The 20,728-nt window shown below is 39.1% G+C and carries 17 protein-coding genes; all 17 read right to left on the bottom strand.

Annotation, left to right across the window (positions count from 1 at the left end):
• Positions 1–9: 9 nt before the first annotated feature.
• Entirely contained in the window at positions 10–2,157 is a 2,148-nt protein-coding gene (locus HAP68_RS05930) for a peptidase domain-containing ABC transporter (protein ID WP_024085186.1), read from the bottom strand.
• Entirely contained in the window at positions 2,147–5,329 is a 3,183-nt protein-coding gene (locus tag HAP68_RS05925) for a type 2 lanthipeptide synthetase LanM family protein (RefSeq protein WP_003154890.1), read from the bottom strand. Before HAP68_RS05925 ends, HAP68_RS05930 begins: the two co-directional genes overlap by 11 nt.
• Before the next feature lie 84 nt (positions 5,330–5,413).
• On the bottom strand, positions 5,414–5,596 hold the full coding sequence (locus HAP68_RS05920; RefSeq protein WP_003154891.1) for a plantaricin C family lantibiotic: 183 nt from the start codon (positions 5,594–5,596) through the stop codon (positions 5,414–5,416).
• Between the two features lie 191 nt (positions 5,597–5,787).
• The gene (locus tag HAP68_RS05915; protein WP_003154892.1) at positions 5,788–6,453 is read right to left on the bottom strand and encodes a response regulator transcription factor; all 666 of its coding nucleotides are present in this window, start codon (positions 6,451–6,453) and stop codon (positions 5,788–5,790) included.
• A gap of 11 nt (positions 6,454–6,464) precedes the next feature.
• A complete protein-coding gene (locus tag HAP68_RS05910) occupies positions 6,465–7,715 on the bottom strand; it encodes a sensor histidine kinase (RefSeq protein WP_003154893.1) in 1,251 nt (416 codons plus the stop codon).
• 65 nt (positions 7,716–7,780) lie between these two features.
• The gene (locus tag HAP68_RS05905) at positions 7,781–7,972 is read right to left on the bottom strand and encodes a hypothetical protein (RefSeq protein ID WP_003154894.1); all 192 of its coding nucleotides are present in this window, start codon (positions 7,970–7,972) and stop codon (positions 7,781–7,783) included.
• A gap of 17 nt (positions 7,973–7,989) precedes the next feature.
• The gene (locus HAP68_RS05900; RefSeq protein WP_003154895.1) at positions 7,990–8,721 is read right to left on the bottom strand and encodes an ABC transporter permease; all 732 of its coding nucleotides are present in this window, start codon (positions 8,719–8,721) and stop codon (positions 7,990–7,992) included.
• Positions 8,702–9,637 (bottom strand): ABC transporter ATP-binding protein, encoded by a 936-nt coding sequence (locus tag HAP68_RS05895; protein WP_003154897.1) that lies wholly within the window; start codon positions 9,635–9,637, stop codon positions 8,702–8,704. The genes HAP68_RS05900 and HAP68_RS05895 overlap by 20 nt, the downstream gene beginning before the upstream one ends.
• Before the next feature lie 119 nt (positions 9,638–9,756).
• Complete coding sequence (locus HAP68_RS05890; protein ID WP_003154898.1) at positions 9,757–11,115, bottom strand: HAMP domain-containing sensor histidine kinase; 1,359 nt, start codon at positions 11,113–11,115, stop codon at positions 9,757–9,759.
• Positions 11,112–11,783 carry a response regulator transcription factor gene (locus HAP68_RS05885; protein WP_003154900.1) on the bottom strand — a complete coding sequence of 224 codons (672 nt, stop codon included), beginning with the start codon at positions 11,781–11,783 and terminating at the stop codon, positions 11,112–11,114. The genes HAP68_RS05890 and HAP68_RS05885 overlap by 4 nt, the downstream gene beginning before the upstream one ends.
• A 183-nt stretch (positions 11,784–11,966) precedes the next feature.
• Positions 11,967–13,460, bottom strand: a complete 1,494-nt coding sequence (locus HAP68_RS05880; RefSeq protein WP_003154902.1) for a UxaA family hydrolase — start codon at positions 13,458–13,460, stop codon at positions 11,967–11,969.
• Positions 13,457–14,902, bottom strand: coding sequence for a tagaturonate reductase (locus tag HAP68_RS05875; RefSeq protein ID WP_015388365.1), 1,446 nt, complete (start codon positions 14,900–14,902; stop codon positions 13,457–13,459). The genes HAP68_RS05880 and HAP68_RS05875 overlap by 4 nt, the downstream gene beginning before the upstream one ends.
• A 75-nt stretch (positions 14,903–14,977) precedes the next feature.
• Positions 14,978–15,976, bottom strand: coding sequence for a LacI family DNA-binding transcriptional regulator (locus HAP68_RS05870; RefSeq protein ID WP_003154904.1), 999 nt, complete (start codon positions 15,974–15,976; stop codon positions 14,978–14,980).
• Positions 15,977–16,046: 70 nt separating this feature from the next.
• A complete protein-coding gene (locus HAP68_RS05865) occupies positions 16,047–17,438 on the bottom strand; it encodes an MFS transporter (protein ID WP_015388366.1) in 1,392 nt (463 codons plus the stop codon).
• A 24-nt stretch (positions 17,439–17,462) separates the two neighbouring features.
• Complete coding sequence (uxaC, locus tag HAP68_RS05860; RefSeq protein WP_024085184.1) at positions 17,463–18,860, bottom strand: glucuronate isomerase; 1,398 nt, start codon at positions 18,858–18,860, stop codon at positions 17,463–17,465.
• A 189-nt stretch (positions 18,861–19,049) separates the two neighbouring features.
• Complete coding sequence (locus HAP68_RS05855) at positions 19,050–20,228, bottom strand: NAD(P)/FAD-dependent oxidoreductase (RefSeq protein ID WP_003154907.1); 1,179 nt, start codon at positions 20,226–20,228, stop codon at positions 19,050–19,052.
• Between the two features lie 39 nt (positions 20,229–20,267).
• A complete protein-coding gene (locus HAP68_RS05850) occupies positions 20,268–20,684 on the bottom strand; it encodes a DUF1641 domain-containing protein (RefSeq protein ID WP_003154908.1) in 417 nt (138 codons plus the stop codon).
• Positions 20,685–20,728 lie beyond the last annotated feature (44 nt).

The following is a 20,728-nucleotide window of genomic DNA, read 5'->3' as shown; positions in this document are numbered from 1 at the left end:
CCTTTCAAGTTAATAAGTCTGCTGGAGCTGTGATTCATATTTGGTCTTAATCGTCTTTAAGTTTCCATTTTCAATCTCGTAGACAGATTCGGAGAATTCGAGCCATTCGGTTCTATGAGTAATAGAAATTACAGTGATATCCTTTTTGTAAATGTTATTTAATATATTTAATTCTGTATCCTTATCCAAATTGCTTGTTCCTTCATCTATAAATAGAATTCGCGGATTTTTCGCTAATACTCTGGCTATTGAGATTCTCTGCCGCTGTCCACCTGATAAGGTAATACCATTTTCTCCAATCATGGTATGATACCCCATAGGCATTTTTATAATATCCTCATGAATACATGCTTCTTTTGCAGCTTGTACAACTTCTTCCATTGTTATTTTTTCATTGAAATATTTTATATTATTTATAATAGTGTCATTAAACAGATTGACATCTTGAACAATATAACCTAACGTTTCTCTCAGCTTAACCATATTAACGTCCTCGATTTTGAATTCACCGTAGCAAATTTCTCCTGCTGTTTTTTGATAAAGGCCGGCAATGATTTTAATCAAAGTAGACTTTCCGCTTCCGGTTTTTCCAATTAATGTGATTTTTTCTCTCGGCCGGATCATTAAATTTATATTATTCAAAATATAATCGTTTCCGTTGTAGCTGAAATCAATATTTTTCAAGCTGATATTATGAGCGACCGGGTTAAATAGTTCAATGCTTTTATCATTTATTTCCTCATCTTTTTCATCCAGTACAGCCTCAACCCTGTCTACCATTTCTTCAACTAATTTAATAGACTCTAAACTGCCGATAATTGATCCCAGCGGAGACATAAACCGTCCGGCAATGTTAGAAAAAGCAATTACTGCGCCTAGCGTAAGGCCTATAGATACTGCTGACCAAGTACCCACAATTAAAATAAGTAATGGCAAAGATAGATTGATTGCATTGGAGACCGCACCCAGTAAAGATGAATAATTCATTCTTTTAGAGAAATAATCTAACTGATGATTAAAGTTATAATTTAATTGGCTCTCAATATTCCTGGTTTCTCCTATTGTTTTTATAAATGTCATTGATCTTAAGATTTCGATTAGCTGGCTCTGAAAATTGGATTGACTATTTACTTCCTGTTTTGTGAACATTTCAATTTTCGGAAGCAAAATTTTAGTACTCATCACCTGTATAGCTGCTCCCAATAAAACTATAAAAGATAATATCGGAGAATAAACAAACATGACTATGAAAAATACAAATATAAGACTGATATCTAATATCAAAGTAGACGCTAACCTGGAAATGACTTCACGAATTACAGCAATGTTATGGATTCTAGTTGAAATATCCCCGGCAGTATTCGCCTCAAAAAACTTTAATGGAAGACTAAATATTTTATGAATTATTTTATCAGTCATACTCTTATTAATTTTTAATTGCAGTTTGATAATAAATTTCATTCTGATTAAGGACAGACTAAAGAATAATACGATTGAAACAATTACAATCATGAAAAGCATTGGTATGGGAAGAATTTTCTCATTTCCGTCAATAAATGAATCAATAATATATTGAGTCAAAAAAGGGGTCATTAAGTTTAATGCTTGAAAAATAAAAGTGAAACTTATAATAACCCCCAACAATTTTTTATCTTTCAAAAGATATTTTCCGATCTTTCTAAATGAAGACACATCTTTTAACGACGAAGCAGTCTTATCCTTTCTCTCAAGTTCGTTCTTTCTGATTAACATAATAGAAATGCCATTATAGAAGGTTTTGAACTCTTCTAATGTGATTGTCAGTCTGCCAGACGAAGGGTCTATAATTTTAACGTTATCTGTGCCAAATGCGTCGACAACTACAAAATGATTATGATTCCAATGAACAATTAGCGGATGGTTTTTATTTAACTCTTTAAGCTGCGTTATATTGTCTGTGCGGAATGCTTTGAAATCATAATCGAATGTTTCAGAAATCCTTTTCATTTCTATTAAATCAGTGCCGTCTCTTCCGATAATTTCTTTATTTAATTTCAATTTGTTAGGATTGATTTTTATTCCCTCAGCCCTGCTCAAAACCATGGCTAAACAAGTAATACCGCAATCAAATTGATTTCTTTGAAGAATAACCGGAAGCTTTCTTTTTCTAATTTTCATAAATGTCTCCTAATGTATCTACACGTCCTATTTCAAGATTGAGAATATTCGGCAATTCTGTGTCTGCTGCATACAGCATTCCATATACGATCCCCGCTAAACCAAGCATTAAATTAGGTGTTTCAACATCCCTTCCAACTCCGCATTGGTAGAAACCTATATTTTTGTCTTGTACACTCTCCAAAATCAAGTTTTTTCCTATATTTACAAATTGACTTTCACCAGTCTTTTTTCCATATTCGATCAGTATTAAAGCATTTCCCATGTCTCCGTGACAAAGACTTTGCTCTCGGCCAAAACCGTCATAAAAAATGTTAGAAACGGTTTTATTCAGATCTTTTTTGGCCACTTCGGCAATATCAGGGTGTTTTGAATCTTTCAATTCTAATCTGCTTAATAGAATTCCAGGGGATCCATGGCACCATGCAGATGTTGCAGCTTCATTTACCGTTTTTCTCAGATCAAGCCAGTTACCGTTTACTTTTTTTGAATTTTCAAAAGCAAGTCCTTTTCGGATGTACATACTTATATCTTGATGTTTTGAATGTTTCTCGAGTAATTGAAGGGCATATATCATTCCAGCGTTTCCATGGGAAAAACCCGTTAACGGCTTATTTGCAATACCTTCCCAAGTGACAAAATCCTCATCAAGAAAGATCGCTTGTTTCATTAAAAATGAACCGCATTGTTCAGCCAATGATAAAAAGAATGTATCATTCTCTATTTCAAACGAACGTATCATTACAATAAGAGCCCCTGCTGTGCCCCCGATTATATCCAATTCTTTATCATAAGGAAGCAAGGACGGAATAAGCTGAGCGATTTGTTTTGCATTCTGTTTATATTTTTCGCGTTTAGTATACATATAGAAATTCATTAAAGTATATACTATTGAAGACACTCCGGAAAAAGCACCTACAGACATACTGCTGTCTTCGTCCGGTTTCACCTCAATATCAATAAAACGAGAGATGACATCTTTCATAATTTTTTCGGCAATGTCCAGATACTTTTCTTTTTTCGTGACGCGCCATAAAGCCAGGTAGGTGAAAGCCATCCCGGAAAGCCCGTCGTAAAAGGTATCACCCATAACGGATAAGTTCCATTGAATTTCATCAACTCCAATAGGAGTAGCGTTAAGCCAAGAATACGAACTTCCTTTATCTGTGTGTGCTTTGTAAGATTGATTATAAATATAAGCGGCCAATTCCTCTGCTTTTTCTATTAAGATACTTTCTTGGTTACTACTGAAAACATTTACATATTGTCCTGGTTCTTTTGTTATAAATTCTTTCAAAACAATTTGCCGATCATCCTCCGAAGCAAGCATTGACAGTTCGATAACATAGAGCTGAAACTTTAAATCGTCTTTTGATAAATTTGAAATTCTTTCTTTTACACTTTGAGCTGGTGTTTCCGGAAAGTAATTTTCAATTTTCTTATTTTTTGAGCTTAGTAAGTCTTTCTCATTCAATTTCACTTTGAAATAAGGTATATCATTATTAATTAAATCGTTGAACTCATATTTAACAATAGATTGATATTCATCTTCTTGCTTTGGTCTCTCCCATATTTTTGATAAGAAAATTTCTCTATCAATAGAGTTGTGTAAAAATCTAGGATGAAAACTTAATTCTAATAAAGCAGAATACTTTATTGTCGGTTTTGATATAAACCGAACATATATCTTGTTTTCGCTCTTTTCTATTATGCGAATCAGCTCCGAAGCATGTTTTAATATAGTCATATATGCTTTTGAAAAACCTTGCTTCAGTTCTTCGACATAATCTTTTGCATATACAAATTTATTCTCAAGCATAGGGTGATTATTAGCTGTATCAATTTCGACATAGTCTCGTTTGACCGACATTTCTGCTGTCTTTAGATTGATAAGCTGAGGAACTTTAATGATCGATTTTGCTTTCCCTTTCCGACCTATTCCGCTGATGTCGGCTTTGCCCGCAAAGAAAAAAGGAAGCAGCCCTAATGCTCTGACAGATTCATGAAGCTGCGTTTCAGCTTTTTCATAAGCGTCCATCCCATCCTTTTTTTTCTGGTATGCAGGATGAAATAAGGATTCCAAATCAATGAGAACTGGATAGCTGCCGTTGGCAATGAGATTTTCCGAATGAAAATCAACAGCTTTCAATGCATATAACAAACCGATTTGAGCTCCTGTACGCTGATAAAAGTTTTGAACATCTTTTAAACAATTGCATGCTTTAAAAGATATAAATTCAGTCCATCCATATCCGTCTCTGCTAAGGACATTCGGAGTGCTCAATTTTATATCATGATCTCTAATTTTCTCATTCAAAAATTCAATTATCTTTTTATATAATAGATCAATTTCTAAACTTCTCGGCTTATAAATAAGTTTACCTTCATTTAATGTTATTTTAGTAACCTTTCTCCCATCAGAATGAGAATCACCCATCCCTACTTCAATGTCCCTTATTTTGACTTGTTCTGAAAAACCAAATAAAGAGAGCAGTTCAGGCTTGTCCTTTTCAAAACGGGAGATAAATTCCAGTATGAATTTTTTAAATTTTCTCAGTTCATTTCCAATCACTCTTAATAAGACTGGATATCGTTGGAAAAAGATTTCAAGATACTCCTGACTGCACAAAAGAGTTTTATTATAATCACCATATTTTTCTTTAGGAGTCTCCCCTGCCAAAAAACCTTTTTCCCGATTCATATTCATATCCAATACAAGTGTTCTATAGGATACTTTTAAAATGATTTTTTCTAATTGATTTGAAATACTATGATAAAAAAGAGCCGGTTGTTCCAGCAGATAGTCATAAGAAGGAAACTTTGATTTTTTAAGTAGATCATTGAAGTAAGAGGACACTTTTAACGCAAAAACGTGAAACATGATTTCTTCATTTACGTCTTCTTTTTTAATAGCTTGGTGAGCGATCCCTTTTTTTAGGTTTTCGAAAACATGAACTGTAAAAGCGGATTTATGTAGTGGGGTTTGATATAAGCTTTTCACTTTATCAATTGATTGAATGGATAACACATTATAAATGCTTTCCTGGGCCATTTGAATATCATTCTTATAGATTAGTTCTAAGTTTCGATCAAACAGTTTCTCATTTTCATCAAATTGAGAGACAGCAGCTTTTTTTTCTTTACTTAATAGAATATTAGTTAGCGAATTCATTTAATATTCATCTCCTTTAAAAAAAGAGGGAGACAGCTGGATCTCCCAGAGCATTGGAAATCTATTTTCTTATTTCGGGTTGTTTTAACACCAGCAAGTGTGAGTAGGACAAAGACCGCATTCCCAAGTTAACGTACAAAGCTTACCATCATTTCCTTGAGAAATCCCCCGCTGTTCTGCGCCTCCTCCTCCGCTGAATTCACTTAAAGAAATTTCCTCAAGTTCTTCTCTTAAATCACCGGCAAAACGATACATTTTCTCATTCATTAATATTCCTCCCTTTGATTTTTGAAATATATTGGATTTTGATCCATATATTTCTATAAACCTATGATAAACGATCTTTTACCTATAGGCACCGAAAAGTCATATTCGGAAAAGCGCTTTTTTTTTGCGCGTTTCCGAAGTATAGGTTATAAAGAAAATCGGGATTAACTCTTCCGTTAATCCCGATTCATTTACTCATATATAGTTTTCATAGAAATTAATGAATATCGATTTGCTTTGATCAGTGCCTCTGTTCTGGATTTTACTCCGAGCTTGTTGTACACACCAGTAAGAATGTATTCAACCGCTCTTTGACTGATCAACAGCTTTGCTGATAATTCCCGGTTTGTCATTCCCTCCGCTACGCCCGCTAAGATATCTTGTTCTCTTTCATTTAAAGTAATATCTCTTATTCTATCTTCAAGCTTATCAATGTTGAACGTATTTGCTTCTGTTCTTCTTAATTGTTTAAAGAGATGAGTAGGAATAATGGTATCTCCCTCAATGACACTTTCAATTACTTTTATCATATGTTCTTCTGTTGATGACTTACTTATGAACCCGGAAACACCAACTTCAACCAAAAGATTGAAATGCACAGAGATATCAAAACCAGTATAAATTATAATTTTTTGATCGGGGCTCTCTCTAAGAATCATTTTTGACAATTCCATTCCATTTAACTCCGGCATATATAAATCAAGTAAAATTAAGTCATACTCATAATGCTTAAGGTGATTAAGTACTTCTTTACAGCAAGACAATATTGTTACTCCCATTTTATTGCTTTTTTCAAGAATGGCTTTTGTCCCTTGAGCAACACCAATATGATCATCAATTAATAGAATCTTTATCATGTCAGCGCTCCCTATTCATTTTTCGTACTTATTTCAAACCTTAACAGCAATCCTTCATTTACGCTTGAAGATATATTATGAATACCATTCATACAATTTATCCGCTCTTTTATCCCTGTCAGCCCAAAACTGTTTGTTTTTGAATTTACTTTATTCCAATCAATGCCGATTCCATTATCTTCGTAAACAAACATAAGACTTGTTTTTTTTTGAATCATCGTCAAAACAATATAACTGGCTTTTGAATGTTTTACAGCATTAGTAAGCAGTTCTTGAACAATCCGGTAAATGTTTATTGTGATATCTTCTGTAAAAATAGAATCATCTTTTACATCTACAAAGAATTCAATATCAAGCTGATAGTTGCTTTTATGTTTATCAATCAGGACTTGAATGCTTCGAAGAAGTCCCATCTCCATTAAAAAAGGTGGTCTTAAATCAAAACATTTTTCTCTTATATACTGGATATTGTCCAGCAAAATTTCTCTTATGTAATAAATATCCTTGTATTTCTCAACATGATACTCTAATTCTCTGCATACAAATATCAGCTCTTGAATGATAGAGTCATGAATATCCTGTGCAAGCTTGGTTCTCTCTATTTCTGAAATTGAAAATAAAACCTTAGAAAGTACAGCCGACTTACATTTATGTTGATCGTCTATGATAATTTCATCAATTTTTTTTTGAATCAATAATTTGTTCTGAAGTGCAGATGCTGTGCAGAATGCCAGCATTCGCAGCCAATCTGCCTCGTTTTCACGAATCTTTATAGGGTGTCCTCCATGTGATAAATGAATAAAAACAAATGTATCACACTTCTCCCCGATAAACAGAATTGATCCGCTGGCGGTTTCACGTATTTCTCCTATCTTAAAATTTGAAATGTTTATGTTAGGAACTTGAATGTTTTTTTCTTTCAATTTTAATGTTTTTTTGTCATAGTTTATAAGAGCAATCTGCTTTCCTGAGAGCACACTCTGTATTTCATTGGTTAGTTCTTTTATCAATTGATCTGCATCGGATCCCTCTTGACATAATTCTGAAAAACGGAACAGGCTGCGAAGATATGTCTTATTTCTGTCATCATAGGTAAAGCATAAACAACTACTGCCGAATATACTTAGAACAAAAAATAGACTATACTGTTTAAACTGTAATTGGCTGTCTGTTATAAGCAAAAGCATAAAAAACAATAATAAGGAGAAAACAAAAGCCCTTGCAAACTGCTCAATATTAAGCTTCACCCAATTATCTTTCATTTGTATCCAAGCCCCTTACTAAGGAAAATAAGGGAATCCCTTTGAATCCCCTTAAAATGAAAAAGTTACTTTACACTTATTAAAATATAAACAGCAAAGGCAACAATGTATACCAGAAATGATCCAGTCATAAATTTTACAGGTTTTCTTGAAAAGTTTAGTACGCCTCTTAATCCGTCATTCAAAATCATTCCGAAAAAGGTAACCAGTGTAACTCCTAAAGCGAGCATTGAAATCACAAAAATAACTTGCTCCATGTATACTCATCCTCCATTTACATTCTGTTTTTTTTCGAATATACGTATAATCCTGATAAGGATACCAAAACATACAGCCCCATAATCAGTAATCCCCAAACTAAAAGAATTGAATTGGTATATCCCATATCACTTTCAAAAATTTGAATACTGAAACGATAAATAAAAGAAAAAGGAAAGACTATTGAGACATCACTTGCTAACAGTATCGTCATTATTAAAAAGGAAGCTACACCGGTTATCATGACAACCACTAGATTTTTACTTAAGAAAGCAATTAAAGCTGCAATCGGAATGGTTAGCAGGCTCAAAGTAGTAGAAGTAAAAGATGTCGCTATTAATCTTAATAAGTCGCTTGCTGAGATATCTTCCCGAAAAAAGAAAAACAAGGTGGATAAGTGAATAATATGATTAACAGCTGAGATTAAAAACAAAAATAGAAAAGCTGCAGCTAGCTTTGATAATATCAATTTGAATTTATGATACGGATATGACATCCAATTCAACATTGTCCTGTTTTTAAATTCTAAATAAAAATAAAAACCTGAAAAAATAAAAATAATAGTCGGAAATAGGATCGAATACTGATTAAAAACAAACATATAAAATTTGTTCCAATCTGTATTTTCGTTCATAGTCAAAAGACCGATTCCGTTTATGAGAAATGGCAAAAAGCTTAGAAAGAAAATAACATAAATTGATTTCAGTCTTTTAAGTTTCAGAAACTCGTTACGCACTAACAGACTCATGACCTTTCTCCTTTGCCAGCAGTTTTAAATAAAGATCTTCCAAAGATAGCTTAAATCCGTCAATAGACGCCTTGTTAAATCCCCAAGAATTTAATTTCTCTTTCATTTCCGACGGATGAATTATTGAAATAAACTCGAATTGCTGTTTATTCTTTGAAATAACATGATCCGCAAATTTCTCAATATCCGCCCAATTAATACCCGCTTCAGCTGGAATTTTGTACAAATAAAGATGTTGCGTATTTTTCATAAAGGCTGACTCGAAAATAATCTGCCCCTTATTCATAATAAGCAATTCATCGGCCATGAGATTAATCTCACTTAAAAGGTGACTTGAAATAACGACTGTGGTTCCATTTTTCATTACCTCTTGGATCAACATTTCACGTACTTCTTTAATACCATATGGATCTAAACCGTTCGTCGGCTCATCCAGCAAAAGCAATGCAGGAGCATGCGCAACTGCTCTGGCAATTCCCAGCCTCTGTTTCATTCCTAATGAAGTTTGCGAAAACAGCTTATCTTTATGTTCAAAAAGTCCAACCTTTCCTAAAATCTCATTTATTTCTTCATCAGAAGCTGATTTTTTTAAATAGTTAAGATGTAATTTAATATTCTCAAAAAGATTCAAATTTTCATAAAAGCCAGGAAATTCTATAATGCTTCCTATAGACTGAATCACATCATTATTTGGATTTCCATATAAGTCATCCCCCTCAAAAATCACTTCACCTGAAGTTGGAGGAAATATCCCTAAAAGAACTTTAAGCAATGTCGTTTTTCCTGCACCGTTGGGACCTAATAAACCATATATTTTACCTTTTTCCAATGTTAAATTTATATCATGTAAAATTTCTTTCTTTTTTATAGAAACATTGATACCCTTGGATATTAAAGCTGGATCAGCCTTTCCCACTTTTCATCATTCCTCTCCGTCTTGTTCTGTTTATAATATAAACTTACGAGGTTAAAAAGAAGATATAGTCAAGGTTAATTTACGTTTAAATTTCTCAATATAAAAAATACGTGAAGCCTCTACGGCTTCACGTATTCATTGCTGTTTGGATAAATAATAAAAACCGTTCCGTTTTGATTGCTCTTTATTTTATGTTCAAGCCCCATTTGTTTAAGCATCATATTAATGATCGATAAGCCGATCCCGGCGCCTTTTCTTTCAGATTTATAATTCATTCCCGGGCCCCTATCCTCAATTATGATTACGGGTTTGTTTTCAATTAGCTTTGTCTGTACGGAAACGTATTTTCCTGAATGAGCATGGCGCAAAACATTTTGAAAAATGTTATCAAGAATTCTCTTCAGCCAAGTCTCGTCTATTTCCCATACGATGTTTTCCTTCAGATCAATATCTATTGTGAAGTGCTCTTTCTCAAAAATTGGATACCAAGCTGTTAACGAAGAACGTATTATCTTTAATATGTCACAACTCTTTTTATGAAGCGGCAATTTACCTGCGGCAAGAAGAGAAAATGATGACAAATTGTCAATCAGTTCGCCCATAAACGTTATTTTATCGTTTATGATGCCTAAAGAATGCTTTCCATTTTCACTGCTTATTTCATTCTTCAACGTAAATGTATGCCCTCTTATAACCGTAAGAGGGGTCCTTAAATCATGAGATAAATCAGCAATCAAGTTTTTTCGGATTTCGCCTTCTTCACGCTCTTTTTGTCTGCTGTTCCTTAGTTCCTCAACCATCTGGTTGAATGAATATTCCACTTGACCCAGTTCATCCTTCTGTTTAACTGTTACAAATTCCGGTATGCCGTCATTATCTTGTTTTTTCATATGATTCCCCAAAGAAATTAACCTTTTTTGTATTTTCGCAAAAAACATCCATGAATTAATCACAAAAAGTGAACAGACAAAAATCAAGGCGATAAACCATATATAGGAATACTTGGCCCTCATAACCTCCCATTGAGATCCTATAATTGAGCGCGGAGTTTCTAAAAATGCATATCCGCTGTCTTCACTCCCATTTACATAAGCACTCAGCAATAAATATTTCTTTTGGTTTTGTTCCATCAATTTAATCAATTCGCTAACGTGAATAACCTCACCCTTTTTGGCCAACCGTTCTGAGTTCGAAAACATCACCTTTCCCTTATCATTTATCCATACAATATCAGAGTGTTTATATTGCTTCATGTGCGGGAAAGCAGACGTAATTTCCCGATTGGATTTCCCTGAAAAACCTTCCACATCAGACTTCCAATCACTTTCCAACTTGTTTGGTTCATAGTGTACTTGCCCCTGGTGATCAATCAAGTATGTTAATGTGACATAGTAAAGAAAATTCACACCTAAAAAGGCTATCGGAAAAAACAAAATTGAGGCAACGATATTAATAAGGTATTTTGTTGATAATTTCATTGTTTAATCCTGTATCCAATCCCTCTGATCGTTTCAAGAATTTCCGGCTCATTTGGATTGATCTCGATTTTTTGCCGTAAATGCCTGATATGTACCATCAACGTCTTATCCCCTTCGATATAAGGCTGCTCCCAAATATTTTCATAAATTTGTTCCTTTGTTAATATTTGATTGGGATGTCTAAGCAAAAGCAAAAAAATCCTTAACTGCTTATCAGTTAAAAATATTTCCTCATGACTTTGATGATTTAAAATTCTTTTTTCTTTCAAGTGGACACTTAAGTGTTTTAGCTTCAATTCATGAATGGCAGTCTTGTCAAATCTTCTTAATAATACTTCGATTCGAGCGGCCAGTTCATCGGGATGAAAGGGTTTTGTCACGTAATCATCCGCAAATCCTAAGCCTTTCAGTTTATCTTCCAGACCCGTTCTCGCTGTTAAAAGCAAGAGCGGGATCTGCGGATGTGTTTTTTTCATCCTTTGACCGATTGTAAATCCATCTAAACCGGGCATCATTATATCAAGCACGATCAGATCAGCCTTTTCTATATATGTTTCGTAATTATAGGAAGAAGTGAGCCATATAATCATATAGCCCCGATCTTCTAAATCATCCTTTACAAATTGGCCAATTTCTTGGTCATCTTCAATGTATAAAATGTTATTCATTAGGACCCCCTCTGAAATATGTGACTAAAAACCAATCTTCCATAATAATTATATATATTATAAAAATCTCCTTTATGTAAGGCACCATTCCATTATTATAGCTCATAGATATTCACAATTCATCAAGGGGCAAAACGATAAGTGAATACGAAAAGGCGGTCTGTTGTCAGATCGCCTTTTCCCTTATAACGTCACACCGGACTTAAAGATTGCAAGCTCCCGAAAATCGTTTTTTTCGTTATTGACGTATTCTCCGCTTGCAACTTTAATAATGTATTGAATAAAATCTCTCACAATGTGATCTTCTGTTGTTTGGTCTTCCGCCAATCTGCCCCCATTGTAATCAATCCAATGAGGTTTTGATTGAAATAAATCGGTATTTGTTGATACTTTCACAGTCGGGACAAATGTGCCGAACGGCGTGCCTCTTCCGGTTGTAAACAACACGATGTGACAGCCCGCCGCAGCGAGCGCTGAAGAAGCGATTAAATCATTGCCAGGCGCACTGAGCAGTGTCAATCCCTTTGTTTTCAGTGTTTCACCGTATGTCAGCACATCAGAAACCGGTGCAAGACCGGCTTTTTGGGTGCAGCCGAGCGACTTGTCTTCGAGCGTTGAAATGCCGCCTTCCTTATTCCCTGGTGACGGGTTTTCATAAATCGGCTGCTCGTGCTTCATAAAATATTGCTTGAAATCATTGATCAATCGGACTGTTTTATGAAACACTTCTTCACTCACCGCACGCTGCATGAGAATCGTCTCAGCGCCGAACATCTCAGGCACCTCCGTTAAGACCGTACTCCCTCCCTGTGCAATCAAGTAATCTGAAAATCTCCCTAATAAAGGGTTTGCGGTGATGCCGGAAAAACCGTCCGACCCGCCGCATTTCAATCCGATGCTCAATTCTGACAGGGGAATCTCCTCACGTTTATCTCCCTTTGCCGCAAGGTGTATCTCTTTAAGAAGCGCTGTCCCCGCTTCAATTTCATCTGTGACAGCCTGTGATTCGAGAAATTTCACCCGATCTCCGTTCACTTCAGAAAGCGTTTCCTTAATTGCCGCCAGCTCATTATTTTCACAGCCTAGCCCTAAAACCAGCACACCGCCCGCATTTGGATGGCGAATGGCGTTAATCAGCATTTGTTTCGTATTCTCATGATCATCGCCAAGCTGGGAGCAGCCGTATTGGTGCTTTAAAACCAGCACATTGTCAAAGGGGGCAATGTCTTTCGCCTCTTTTACGAAGCGCTGCAGGATTTTCTCAGCGACGCCGTTTACGCAGCCGACTGTAGGCACGATCCACAGTTCATTCCGGACGCCGGATGTACCGTTTTCTCTTTTGTAGCCTTTAAATGTCCGGTTCTCATTTGTAAAAGGATTGTCCTCGAAGCGCGGTGAATACGTGTATTCTTGCACATCGGATAAATTCGTTTGCAGATTATGGGTATGAATATGCTCGCCGGCCGAAATCCGCCTTGTCGCACGCCCGATTGAAAAACCGTATTTAATGATGCTGCCGTTTTCTTCAATGGTTTGCAGCGCGATTTTATGCCCCCGCTTTACAGGGTCCTTCACTTCAATCGCCAGTCCGTCTGTATACAGCCGCTCCCCTTTGTTAAAATGGCGCATAGCGAGAAGCACGTTATCGTTTTTATGGATTTTTATGACCTCTTTCATTCCACTTCCCCCTTATTGCCGCAGCATTCATGTAACGCATGCTTCATCCCCCGCTTATGAATGACAGAGAGAAAAAAAGCAGTTCGTTCAGTCAGCCCCGGAAGATGGTTCAGATTCTTTCCCCACAATCGCTCTTCTCCTAATATAGAAAATGCCGCTTGAAACATATCATCTTTGCAACGGGACCGCGCCATTTGAAAACGGTTCAGAACCTCCTCGCCGTCTGCCGGTTTGTTCGGCCCGTTCCAGTATGAATAGATCATGGCGCTGAATGAAAACACCAGCCTCTCAGGAAGCCTGCCCTCCTGTTCGATATAAGCCTTCAGCGTCGGCAGGTTTCTTGTTTTGAATTTCGCGGCGGCGTTAAGGGTGATGTTTTGCAGATAATGTTGGATATAAGGGTTTTTAAACCGCTGTAACACATCTGCCGCATACTGGGTGACACCCTCCATTTGCAGCACGGGAAGGATTTCTTCATTGATCAGCTCTTCGATGAATCTGCCCGTCACCTCGTGCTCAGCCGCTTCCCGGACGGTTTGGAGTCCGTATAATAAAGCCACTGGCGCCAATGCCGTATGAGCGCCGTTTAAGATTCTCACCTTTTTTGTCCTGTAAGGCGTAAGATCAGACGTGATCAGTGCGTTCAGCCCGGCATCAGCAAAAGGAAGCTCATTCTGTAGCTGTTCCGGCCCTTCTATCACCCACAAATAATAATGCTCTCCGACCACAAGCAGACGGTCTTCGTATCCGAGAAAATCGGTAAGTTCTTCCGCGGTATCAACAGGAAATCCCGGAACAATCCGATCCACGAGGGTATTGCAGAAGATGTTCGCATCATGAATCCATTGAGTAAAATCAGGCTCCAGCTCCCACAGCCCGGCATATTGAAGCACGGCAGCCTTCAGTTTCCGTCCGTTATCTTCGACCAGTTCACATGGAAGCACAATGCACCCTTTCTCGGCGTCACCCGCAAATGCCTTATAGCGGAAATAAAGGAACGCCGCTAATTTCCCGGGGAATGTTTTTTGAGGCCTATCCTCAAGCCGGTCGCCTTTCTCAAACGTAATTCCCGCTTCTGTCGTATTGGAGATGATAAAACGAAGATCCTCTTGTGCTGCCAGCCGTTTAAAGGAATCATAGTCAGAAAAAAGATCAATGCCGCGGCTGATGGATTTGACAATCGTGTGTTCTTCAGCCGGTTTTCCGTCCTTTATCCCCTGCAAAAAAAGCGTAAACAAACCGTCCTGTTCGTTTAAACGTTTTATTTTCTCAGAGCCTCTCGGCTGTACAGCGACAACGCTTCCGTTAAAATCCGTCAATTGATTCAATTGATCGATCTGCCAATCTGCAAAGGCCCGCAAAAAGTTGCCTTCGCCGAACTGAAGGACTTTTTCAGGATATTGAATGTATTCACCGCACATCTTTTTATTCAGCTGCCGCAAGCTGTCCGCCTCCTTCTGCATTTATGCACACGTTAACATTTTTCCGTACGAAAACCCGGATAGTCAGACGGGCCGTTATGTGAGTTTTTTAATTGAATCTCTTATCATCACCTCGGTGTTTTCGTATATTTTTTCCGCCGCCGTATCCGGGTCGGTGATAAGCGCCAAAATTTTCTCTGCGCCGAGTATGCTGATTTTTTCAACCGGGCGTTTTACTGTCGAAAGCCTCGGCGTCATGTATTGGGAAATGCCGATGTCATCAAACCCGATAACGGATATATCTTCCGGAACGTTCAGGCCTTTGGCGAAAATGGTATTCATCGCCCCGATCGCCATATCATCGTTTGAACAAAAAACAGCCGTAGGCGGTGATTGAAGCGCCAAAAGTTTTTCCATCGCCTGACTGCCGCTTTCCATATCATAGCGGCCTTTTACACTGTATTCATGCTTAATCGGGATAGAATGATCAATTAAAGATGTCAAATAGCCTTCTTTCCGCTGAGAAGCTGACCTGAATCCTTCCTTTCCCTCAATGATCGCGATATCTCTGTGTCCGTTTGCGATCAGGCAGTCGACCGCCTGTCTGGAGCCTTCTTTATCGTTTGACAGGATATTCGTGATGCTCCGGTCATCAATGTCCCGGTTCAGCACGACGAGCGGGATGTTTTTCTCGCGGATATGATAAATAAATGAATTATCACTGTCGCTTTGGCTCATTAAAATGATTCCGTCATATCTCATGGGCGTAATGGTTTCAAAGCTTTTCAGATCGTCAATCGCGCGGACGAACAAATTGTATTCCTCACTGATTGTGCGGTTTACACCTTTGATGGTATCGGAAAAAAAGCTGTGTGAGGTTCCGTTTGTGATGCTTGTAAAAAACAGTCCGATCGTATGGGACTTTTGCATGGCAAGGCTTTTTGCATTTACATTCGGTGTGTAATTCAGCTGTGAAGCGAGCTCTAATATTTTTTGTTTTGTATGCTCTTTAATGTAGGGGCTGCCGTTAAGTGCTCGGGATACGGTTGTGTGGGATACGTTGGCGAGTTTTGCGATATCTTTTATGGTTACCATCGTTTTTCCTTTCTTTCTGTATGCTGTCATTTATTTCTATTGTATCATTAACGGACAGTCCATAAAATCACTAAAGTTGAGGTTTTGCATGATGTAAGTCCTGAACGAGCTCGGCATGCTGCCGGTCCGTCAGTTTATACATTAAACCGATAATCAGCATGGCGCACGCTAAAGCGAAAGCCGGGTACAGCAGCAGAAGCCCTTTAATCCCGATTAACGTGCCTTTTGTCTGAGACGCATTCGGGATATAGCCGATAACGCTCAGCCCGATGCCTGAAAGAAAACCTGATAAAGATTGGGCGAGTTTTCTGGAGAAGTTGAAAAGCGAATATGTCGTCGCCTCCTTCCGTTCACCCGTCTTCCACTCTCCGTAATCAATAATGTCCGACACAAGCGCCCACGTAATGCCGTTTGGTATACTGATCCCGATAAAAGCAATGCTCGCTAACGCCGTAAAGATATATACATTTGACGGGAGACAGAAATTCAGCGCATCAGCCGCGGCGCTGACGGCAAAACCGATCATCACCGTTTGCTTTTTTCCGAAGCGTTTGACGAGTTTCGGCATAAACAACACACCTAAAAATGAAGAGCCGATGATGATAAAACTCATGTAGGACATCAGCTCCGCATTGTTGAGATTGTATTGGGCGAAGTAAACAAGCATAGCGGATTTAATGTTGTATGCCGATATTGAGAAAATCGTCATGAAAACGACAGTCAGAAGCGGTTTGTTGCCGATAAAGCATTTGAAAACCGACATGACGGACAGCTTTTCTTTCGGCGCTTCACGGACGATAATTCTTTCTTTGCAGTTTCGGTAGCAGATCATAAATCCCGCGATTCCGATTACGGCCATCATTCCCATGACTGCCGGGTAGCCGATGTGAACGTTATCAAAATGAACGAGAATCGGGATGACGATGACACTTGTAATGAGCAGCGCGCCGAGAGAGCCGATCTGGCGGAATGCGGAAAGCGCCGTTCTGTCCTCCGCATCCTGTGTAATGGCTGCGCCGAGGGAGCCGTACGGAATATTGACAAAAGAATAAGCGCCCCCCCACAGCATGTAAGAAGCATAGGCGTACACAAGTTTCCAGGTGACGCTCACGTCCGGTGACACAAAAATCAATACGGTCATGACCGCAAGAATAATACTTCCGAATAATAAGTACGGCCTGAATTTCCCTCGGGGTCCGATCTTTTTTCTGTAGTCAATGGCCGAGCCGACAATCGGATCAGTCAAAGCCGCAAACAGCTTGCTGACCAAAAAAATACTGCCGGCGAACGCTGCCGGAATGCCTGCGACATCTGTGAAAAACTTCAGCAAATAGATCTGCCCGAGATCAAACATAAATCCGTTCCCAAAATCTCCGAAACCATAGGATACTTTTTCTTTCAGACTCAGCTTATGCTCCTTCACTTTTGCGGCAGGTGCTGTCACGACAGGCACATTACTCATAGGCCACCTCTTTCATTCCATTTTTTAAAAGCGGAAATATTCCTCAGCATTCCGGTAACAAATTCCCTCGACAATCCTCCCTAAAAGCTCCATATCACAGGGCGCTTCGCCTTGTTCCGCCCAGCCGCCGATCAGCGTGCAGACAAGCCGCCTGAAGTATTCATGGCGGGGATAGGACAGGAAACTCCTTGAATCCGTCAGCATCCCGATAAACCGGCTGAACAGACCTGCGTTTGATAACGCTTTCATTTGTTGAAGCATTCCATCTTTCGTGTCATTAAACCACCAGGCTGTGCCGAATTGAATTTTCCCCGGTGTTTTCCCATCCTGAAAGCTGTTGATCATGCTGGCGATAGTATAGTTGTCATTCGGATTCAGAGAATACAAAATCGTTTTAGGCAATTGCCGCTTTTTTTCGGCGGAATCTAACAGCCGGGCAAGCGGTTTTGCGATACGTTCATCATTAATCGAGTCATATCCCGTATCAGGACCGAGGCTGCTGAACTTATTTGTATTGGTATTTCTTAACGCGTTAATATGGAACTGCATCGCCCAGTCCAGTTCGGCGTAAAGACCGCAAAGATATTGCAGCGTCCGTGTTTTGAATTTCTTTTCATCTTCAAAAGACACATGCTCTCCGCTTAATCCGGCGGCAAAAATCCGGGCCGCTTCCTCTTCGGTCGTCTCGGCATAAACCATTTGATCTAATGCGTGATCCGACACTCTTCCCCCGGCATTGTGAAAAAAGCGGACGCGGGATTCCAACGCATCCAAATACGATTGGTAGGTGGTGACAGCCATTCCGGAAGCGCTCTCCAGCGACCGGACCCAATCGGCAAAACCCGGGCTGCTGATGTCCAGACCTTTGTCAGGCCGAAATCCGGGCAGCACTTGAACCGGAAAATCACTTTCTTTCAACAGTTCATGGTATGTCAGCGCATCGGCAGGATCATCGGTTGTGCAAATGACTTTGACATTTGATTTCAGAATGAGATCCCTTGCGCCAAACCCGTCTCCCTGCAGGAGCTCATTCGTATTTTTCCAAATTGCCGCGGCCGTTTTTTCATTCAATACGTCATAAATGCCGAACCAGCGCTGCAGCTCTAAATGCGTCCAGCTGTACAGCGGATTGCCTATCGCCATCGGCACCGTTTTTGCCCAGGCGAAAAACTTCTCTTCATCTGAAGCGTTTCCGGTAATGCAGCGCTCTTCAATGCCGTTGGCCCTCATGATCCGCCACTTGTAGTGGTCACCGTAAAGCCATGCCTCCGTAATGGTTGCGAAGGTTTTATTTTCATAGATTTCCTTTGGGCTTAAGTGACAGTGATAATCAATGATCGGCATGTTTTCAGCGTATTCCCGGTACAGCTTTACGGCCGTTTTACTATCCAGTAAAAAGTCATCACCCATAAAAGCTTTCACACTCTCATCCTCCCTCTTAAAAAATGTTAACGTTAACAAAATGGTTCTTTTTTATTTTAGCTTCCTCTTTCTCACATATCAATCATTTTTATTTTATTTTTCAGAAAATTGTATCCATTGACATTTTTATGCAAAAAAAAAGACATTGCCGAGAAAAGTCCGGCAATGTCTTCTGTATGATCTTAAGGATTAGTAAGCGAGGCTGAATAATCCTTTGATATGTGTTAAATAACGTACGTTACTTGCTTCTTTCATTAAAGATGCCGGAAGGCCTTTCAGCGGAGTAGAGTTCGCTCCGATGATGGCAACCGCGTCTTTACGTCCGAGGCTTGCAAGCGTACCAGAGTTTACAGGCTTGAATGTTTCAAGCGTTTTTCCTTCTAAGTAAGCGAACAGGTTGTAACCGACAAGTTCACCCATCTGCCAAGCGATTTGCGCTGTCGGCGGGTACGGACGGCCGTCCGGCGCAAAGTATACAGCGCTGTCTCCGACAACGAATACATCTTCGTGAGAAGTAGATTGTAAGAAATCGTTAACCGTCGCACGGCCGCGGTTCACTTCAAGGCCGGATTCGCCGACTAACGGGTTGCCTTGTACGCCGCCTGTCCATACAAATGTGTTGGCAACGACTTTTGAACCGTCTTTCAGATCAATAACGTTTCCTTCAACATTTGTAACAGGAAGACCTGTTAAGAACTCAACGCCGCGTTTTTCAAGACTTTTTGTCGCGCGTTCGATAAGGTCATCAGGAAGAACAGGTAGAATTTTCGGACCTGCTTCTACTAATTTCAGTTTGATTTCTTTCGGGTCTACGCCGTATTTTTTCGTAAGGTTCGGCATGATGTCAGCAAGCTCACCGACAAGCTCTACGCCTGTTAAGCCACCGCCGCCGATAAGGATCGTTGCATCAGCTTCGTTTTTCGTTTTAGAGTATTCACGCACACGGTCTTCCACGTGTTTGTATACTTTGTTGGCATCAGCAGCAGATTTCAGCACCATGCTGTTTTCTTCGAGTCCAGGAATGCCGAAATAAGCCGTAACAGAACCAAGTCCGACAACAAGCGCGTCATAAGTCAGCTTAGAACCGTCAGAAAGGGCAACTTCTTTCTTATCAACTGAGAAAGAATTGACTTCTGCGATTTTAATGTCAACGTCTTTTCCTTTCAGAAGTTTTTCCAGCGGCATAGCAACAGCCTGTTCAGACACGTTGCCGGCTGCAAGGCGGTGCAGTTCCGTAATGATTTGGTGAGTCGGGTATTTGTTCACAACGGTTACGCGTGCTTCATCTTTACTGTAATGTTTGCGAACGGTTAAAGCAGAAAGAACTCCGCCGTAACCAGCGCCTAAAATGACAATATGTTTTGACATCGTATATCCTCCGTCCTTTATATCAATTTGAATCTGAGATTATTTTTGTTTTTCGTTCATGATTTCAAGATAGCTGTTAGCAAAACGGAACAGCTTTTGAGCTTGAGGATCTTTCAGCATGCGCAGCAGGCCGAAAAGTCCGATCGTTTCATTGCTTGCATCCGCGCGGTCTTTTGCTTCGATGGCAGTAGCCGCAACTTCTTTCGCTGTTTCTTTCACCGGCTCAAGAATTTCTGTAAGCGCACCCACTGTATCGCTCTTCAATACTTCGTCTGTCGCTACAGACTGTGCAAAATCATAAGACTTCGTTAAAATATTTACTAACTCAGTCAGTTTTGGAAGCTGATCCACTAAAACAGTCAGTGATTCTTGAACTTCAGGTTTTAGCAGCTGATCAATAAGATCGCGTTGGCCTTGGCTGACAGATGCATTTGTTTGATCGATTGTTTCTGGCATATCCGATTCTCCTTTACTATAAGCAGTATGCTGATTTTTTTTGG

It is taken from the genome of Bacillus sp. Bvel1, from assembly GCF_014872755.1.
GTDB classification, from domain to species: Bacteria; Bacillota; Bacilli; order Bacillales; family Bacillaceae; genus Bacillus; species Bacillus velezensis.
This window is presented reverse-complemented; position numbering and strand designations above follow the sequence as displayed.

Excerpts from the sequence above, each read along its gene's own strand:
- HAP68_RS05920 (WP_003154891.1), bottom strand. The coding sequence starts at position 5,596 with ATGAATGAGAAAATGTATCGTTTTGCCGGTGATTTAAGAGAAGAACTT.
- HAP68_RS05890 (WP_003154898.1), bottom strand. The coding sequence starts at position 11,115 with ATGAAATTATCAACAAAATACCTTATTAATATCGTTGCCTCAATTTTG.
- HAP68_RS05855 (WP_003154907.1), bottom strand. The coding sequence starts at position 20,228 with ATGTCAAAACATATTGTCATTTTAGGCGCTGGTTACGGCGGAGTTCTT.
- HAP68_RS05915 (WP_003154892.1), bottom strand. The coding sequence starts at position 6,453 with ATGATAAAGATTCTATTAATTGATGATCATATTGGTGTTGCTCAAGGG.
- HAP68_RS05870 (WP_003154904.1), bottom strand. The coding sequence starts at position 15,976 with ATGGTAACCATAAAAGATATCGCAAAACTCGCCAACGTATCCCACACA.
- HAP68_RS05905 (WP_003154894.1), bottom strand. The coding sequence starts at position 7,972 with ATGGAGCAAGTTATTTTTGTGATTTCAATGCTCGCTTTAGGAGTTACA.
- HAP68_RS05850 (WP_003154908.1), bottom strand. The coding sequence starts at position 20,684 with ATGCCAGAAACAATCGATCAAACAAATGCATCTGTCAGCCAAGGCCAA.
- HAP68_RS05900 (WP_003154895.1), bottom strand. The coding sequence starts at position 8,721 with ATGAGTCTGTTAGTGCGTAACGAGTTTCTGAAACTTAAAAGACTGAAA.
- HAP68_RS05880 (WP_003154902.1), bottom strand. The coding sequence starts at position 13,460 with ATGAAAGAGGTCATAAAAATCCATAAAAACGATAACGTGCTTCTCGCT.
- HAP68_RS05885 (WP_003154900.1), bottom strand. The coding sequence starts at position 11,783 with ATGAATAACATTTTATACATTGAAGATGACCAAGAAATTGGCCAATTT.
- HAP68_RS05865 (WP_015388366.1), bottom strand. The coding sequence starts at position 17,438 with ATGAGTAATGTGCCTGTCGTGACAGCACCTGCCGCAAAAGTGAAGGAG.
- HAP68_RS05930 (WP_024085186.1), bottom strand. The coding sequence starts at position 2,157 with ATGAAAATTAGAAAAAGAAAGCTTCCGGTTATTCTTCAAAGAAATCAA.
- HAP68_RS05910 (WP_003154893.1), bottom strand. The coding sequence starts at position 7,715 with ATGAAAGATAATTGGGTGAAGCTTAATATTGAGCAGTTTGCAAGGGCT.
- HAP68_RS05925 (WP_003154890.1), bottom strand. The coding sequence starts at position 5,329 with ATGAATTCGCTAACTAATATTCTATTAAGTAAAGAAAAAAAAGCTGCT.